Below are 4670 nucleotides of genomic sequence, written 5' to 3'. Positions count from 1 at the left end.
CGCCCCGCACAGGGGCGACGCTTGAAGCTAGATAACGCATCGCGGATGCCAGCGACAGCAAAAAGCAAATCGCGGATTCCACCGCAAACGCAAAAAAGACCGCCTGCGCAGCCAAAACCAAAACCCACGCCCTAGCGTCGCAGACAAAAAAAACCTAATACCCTCGCTTCCGATCAACCTCCCCAACCATCGCCAACCCACCACTCCGCCGCCGAATATTCTCCAAAACCACATCAACAGCGCCCTCAGGCCGAGTAGCACTAGCAATATGCGGCGTAACCCTCACCCGCGGATGCGTCCAGAACGGATGTGAATCCGGCAACGGCTCCGGATCAGTCACATCAAGAATGGCATTCTGCAACTGCCCGCTATCGAGCGCCTCGAGCAGATCCTGCTGATTGACCTGCGCACCGCGCCCCACATTAATGAACGAAGCGCCCTTCGGCAGCCTGCCGAACAGACGCTTGTCGAGCAGCCCGCGCGTCGCATCGGTAAGCGGCAGCAGACAGACAAGCACATCGCAACGAGCAAGAAACGCATCGAGCGCCTGAACGCCCGCAAAACACTCCACACCCTCGATCCGATGCTCCGAGCGACTCCACCCCGCACACGGAAACCCAAACAGGCGCAAACGCTCCAGCACGGCAGTGCCCAGCATCCCGAGCCCGAGCACGCCGACGCGCCGCGTCGAAGCCGCCCGCACGGGCATCTCACGCCACACCCGCTGTCGCTGCTGCAAAGCGTAATCGAACAGATCGCGATGAATGGTCAGCACGGCCTGCGTCACATACTCCACCATCCCTTCCACGATTCCCGGCTCGATCATCCGTACCACGGCAATATGCGGCGGTACCCGCGACAGATCGAACTGATCGATGCCCGCGCCTACCGAAAAGATCACTTCGAGATTCGGCAGCGTGCGCACCGGGTCGTCAGGCGGCTGCCACGCGGCAAGATAACGCACGGCCGCCGGATCGCCGACGTCCGGCCACAGGCGAAAAGGAATCTCGGGCGCCTTTTGCGCGAAGTGCTGCGCCCACAACTTGCCGCGTTCGGGATCGGCCTTGTAGAGAAGCGTCATGATTTAACCCAGTGCCTGATTGACGATGGCGAACTGCACGACGGAAGGATCGCCCGCGGGCGCACCGTTGCGGGACATCTTGATGACGGTGTCGACGCGTTTGAGGCCCAGTTCTTCGAGCCAGGGCGTCATGCCGCCGTCGCCGGGCGTATCGATGCGGGTGAATGCGCCCGCATTCGCCGCAAGACAATGCGCGATCAGCGCTTGCGCACGACGTGTCGATTCGTCTGCGGCGTGCTCGACGACAACCGGCCCGATCGCGTGTCCACGGCCAAACGGCCGCAACAACGCGAAGCCGCACACTTCGCCATCCCGCTCCAGCGCAACGCCTTGCGCAACGTCGAGCAGCGCAGGCAACAGCGCGCTGCGATCGAGCCCGCTCGCGCGCGAAGCAAGATCGATCAGACGGGGCGTGTCGGCGGCGCGCAGCGGGCGCAGTTGCTCGCCCGGTTTCAGCACGATCTGCGGGATGCGAAAATCGGTGGCCTGGTGCTGGTTGATCGTGCCGATAGCGCGGAAGCCGAGCTTTTCGTACAGCGGCTGGCCGGCGGGCGTGGCATGCAGCACCGTGGTCCGTCCGCCGAGCATCTCGAGCAGACGCTCCATCAACTCGCGTCCGATGCCTCGGCCTTGCTGGTCCGGCGAGACGATCACCATCCCCAGCGACGCGCCATGCTCGCCAAACTTCCAGCACAGCGCCGTGCCGACGATGCGACCCTCGCTCAACGCGACAAAGCCGCTGCCGGCATCGGCGACCAGCCGCCAGTCGTCGGCGCGATGCGGCCACTTGACCTCCAGCGACAGCGCGTGCGCGGCAGCGATGTCGTCCGGCGCGAAGGGACGCAAGGTAACAGTGGCGAGGGTGGAACGCGTGGAATGGGCGGAAAGCGGTTCGGGCGTGGACACGAAAGCTCCTCTGTCTGGACACGCCCGTCACTTTGGCATCGGGTCGGCGCGAAGGCTAGGACGATCCTGCTACGACAGGCGCACGCCGTTCATCTGCGCATCCGTGCAGGCCGTCTCACGCAGTGCAGCAAAGCGCGTCGTGCCTGGCTCCGTGGTTCGCGCAAACAGCCGCCGCAATGCGGTCTATCATGGAAGTACGATATCCATCAGCGCAGGAGCACACCATGCCCTCCGATCCGTCCGCTGAGCCGACCGCCCAATCTCTCGACCCCGCGCAAACCGTAGCCGGCAAGCAGCCCGCCAGGCCCGCGAGAGACGACCTTCCCGACGCCGACGCGGCCGAGCCCGTCCCGCACGAGCATCTTCCGACCCGCAGCGACGACAACTGACCAGCAGCGAAGGCTGCCGCTCAATCAAGGCTCGCACCGGTTCAAACCGGAAGGGAGCGAATCATGCAGAACATCCTGGCAGGTTATGACGGCTCGCCGTCCGCACGGCACGCCGTCGCGTTCGCGGTCGATCTGGCGAAGCGCTTCGATGCGCGCCTGCATGTGCTCGTCGTCGCGCGCGCGCCGGACTGGGGCGCCATCGAGCTCGAAAGAAAAGAAATGGTCGACTACGAGTTGCGTCACGCGAACGAAGTGCTCGACGACATCAAGGCGAAGCTCACGTCATCCAACGATCGCGCCGAGTTCGATCTCGTGATCGGCCAGCCGGCGAAAGAGATCGTGCTCTACGCGGAGCAGCACGACATCGATCATCTCGTCGTCGGCCATCGCGGGCATACGCCGTTCGACCGCTGGCTGATAGGCTCCGTCGCGCGTCAGGTGCTCGCCTACGCGCCATGTGCGGTGACGATCGTGCGCGATCCGGCGTCGATGAAGAAGCGCGTCGCAAAGACCGCGCAGCATGCGGCGGATGAAGCGCCGTTCGTGTGAAGCCGGAAACGCAGGCGCGGCGCGTGAAGTGCGTGAAGCGCGTGAAGAACGCGCGTTGCGCGGAACGCGCCTTACGCGCCCGTTTGCGCGGTATCGCGGCCGAGTTTCTCGGGCCGCGTGCTGAAGCGCGGCTCGTCGATCCATGCCGCGAGCCAGTCGTGAAACTGGCCCCAGTCGTCGGCAAGATCCAGTTCGCGCCCGCCCGGATGGTCGCGGTCGCCGTCGCCGATCCAGGCGTAGACGGTCCGCGCGCCGTCCCACCACGCGATCATGCCGTCCGTCAATTCGGCAATGGTTCCGTCGGGCATCGCCCGTAGCAGCCGCGACAGCCGCGCGTCGAATTCGTCGAATCTCATGCCCGGCCCTCAGTGCACGACGCCGAAGAACGCAATCGCGCCCTCGGCTGGCGTCAGTCCAGCCTTGAAATAACCTTCGAGCCGGTCGGCCGTCGATTCGTCGAGCGTAAACGGCGGGTGAACGAGTCCCACCTTGAACGCATGGTCGTACCAGTCGCTGATCCACGCGCGCAAATCGATCACGTACAGCGGCAGTGCGTTCGAAGCGTCGTCATACATGTGCGTCTCCCCCCATGCCCGATGACCCAATGCTAGGGCCAATGCGATGCAGGACCAATCGGCGGCGGCGGATTGTGTATTCAGGAAATGCTGATTTGCAGCGTCAGGATTTCCCTGGGAAGCGCAGCACGAATCGCTGGCGTACAAGGGTTTTTACGTATCGGCGGCGGCTTGCCGGCGCGCCCCGGCGTTAAGGATTTCCTGACGCGCGAATCAGGATGTCACACGCGGGTTTTGCAGCGCGTGCTGACTGTGACACAAATAGTGGTCGCGGATCATGTGAGCCATTGAAATGCAACGTCGAGCCGGTGCTTCATGATCGCCTATCTGTCCGAGCGTGAGAACGTCGTAGAGCAGGTCAACTCGCTCTGTCTGCAATTGTTCGACACATGGTGCGAATCGCGCAGCGTGACGGCGCTTGCGTATCTGATGCACTGCTGGCCGTTGATCGAAAGCACGCCCGCCGCGCTGAGACGGCTGGGCGAAACGATGTGCGATTTGCGGCGTTATCACCCGGACCAGCTCGATGCACACGGTTTTCAGGTGCTGTGCGAAATGGCCGATCTGATCGACGAACTCGTCGGGCGGCCGGTGGGCACGGTCAGACTGAGGGTACCTGGCGAACTGCCGGAACCGGCGGGTTAGCAGGACAGACGTTTCAGCCGCATGTCCGGTGGGCCGGCCGGTGGACCGCGCTTTGGCATCGAGTGCAGAATAAGACAACCAGAACGGCAGCACTCGAAGGGAGATATGGCTCTCGACAGGTTCGACGCAGGGTGGAGCGGACTCCGTTATGTGCGGCGCAGCGTAGTGCTGCGGCTGCTCGGGACAGTGCTCGCGTTCAGTTGCGCGATCACGCTGATCCTCACGGCCGTGCAGCTGTATCGCGACTATCAGCGCGGCGTCGAGCAGATCGAGAACCGCCTCGTCGATATCGACCGCAGCTATCGCGACAGTCTTGGCGAAGCGCTCTGGCGGCTCGACCAGCCGCAACTCCAGCTCGAACTCGAAGGCATGCTGCGTCTCGCCGATATCCGCGCGGCGGAAGTGCGCGAGTTGCCTTCCGTCAGCTCCGCGATGGTCGTGAGCGTGGGCCGGCGCATGCCCGGCATGACAGTCGCCCGCGAGTTCCCGATCGTGTACCGCGTGCAGGACAAGGTCGAGCAGATC

At 63.8% G+C, this 4670-nt stretch carries 7 protein-coding genes and 1 pseudogene; 4 read left to right on the top strand and 4 right to left on the bottom strand.

Annotated features, from left to right (window positions below; translation table 11 throughout):
• Positions 1 to 154: 154 nt before the first annotated feature.
• Together KFO72_RS41305 and KFO72_RS41300 are read right to left on the bottom strand one after the other, a co-directional pair.
• The gene (locus KFO72_RS41305) at positions 155 to 1081 is read right to left on the bottom strand and encodes a 2-hydroxyacid dehydrogenase (RefSeq protein ID WP_107204206.1); all 927 of its coding nucleotides are present in this window, start codon (positions 1079 to 1081) and stop codon (positions 155 to 157) included.
• Positions 1082 to 1084: 3 nt separating this feature from the next.
• The gene (locus tag KFO72_RS41300; protein WP_225034506.1) at positions 1085 to 1987 is read right to left on the bottom strand and encodes a GNAT family N-acetyltransferase; all 903 of its coding nucleotides are present in this window, start codon (positions 1985 to 1987) and stop codon (positions 1085 to 1087) included.
• 188 nt (positions 1988 to 2175) lie between these two features.
• On the opposite strand from KFO72_RS41300, the gene KFO72_RS41295 reads away from it, so the two are divergent.
• Both KFO72_RS41295 and KFO72_RS41290 read left to right on the top strand, forming a co-directional pair.
• A complete protein-coding gene (locus KFO72_RS41295) occupies positions 2176 to 2376 on the top strand; it encodes a hypothetical protein (protein WP_156516760.1) in 201 nt (66 codons plus the stop codon).
• A gap of 63 nt (positions 2377 to 2439) precedes the next feature.
• Positions 2440 to 2925: a universal stress protein gene (locus tag KFO72_RS41290; RefSeq protein WP_054931818.1), complete on the top strand. Its 486-nt coding sequence runs from the start codon at positions 2440 to 2442 to the stop codon at positions 2923 to 2925.
• Between the two features lie 71 nt (positions 2926 to 2996).
• Here KFO72_RS41290 and KFO72_RS41285 read toward each other — a convergent pair whose 3' ends face one another.
• Together KFO72_RS41285 and KFO72_RS41280 are read right to left on the bottom strand one after the other, a co-directional pair.
• Complete coding sequence (locus KFO72_RS41285) at positions 2997 to 3281, bottom strand: hypothetical protein (protein WP_054931819.1); 285 nt, start codon at positions 3279 to 3281, stop codon at positions 2997 to 2999.
• 9 nt (positions 3282 to 3290) lie between these two features.
• Entirely contained in the window at positions 3291 to 3500 is a 210-nt protein-coding gene (locus KFO72_RS41280) for a hypothetical protein (protein WP_007583220.1), read from the bottom strand.
• 315 nt (positions 3501 to 3815) lie between these two features.
• Here KFO72_RS41280 and KFO72_RS41275 point away from each other — a divergent pair, with 315 nt between their 5' ends.
• Together KFO72_RS41275 and KFO72_RS41270 are read left to right on the top strand one after the other, a co-directional pair.
• Positions 3816 to 4145, top strand: a complete 330-nt coding sequence (locus KFO72_RS41275; protein WP_054931820.1) for a hypothetical protein — start codon at positions 3816 to 3818, stop codon at positions 4143 to 4145.
• Between the two features lie 105 nt (positions 4146 to 4250).
• A pseudogene (locus KFO72_RS41270) lies at positions 4251 to 4670 on the top strand (hybrid sensor histidine kinase/response regulator); the annotation flags it as partial.

This window comes from Paraburkholderia sp. XV, assembly GCF_020177535.1.
Taxonomy (GTDB): Bacteria; Pseudomonadota; Gammaproteobacteria; order Burkholderiales; family Burkholderiaceae; genus Paraburkholderia; species Paraburkholderia caribensis.
This window is presented reverse-complemented; position numbering and strand designations above follow the sequence as displayed.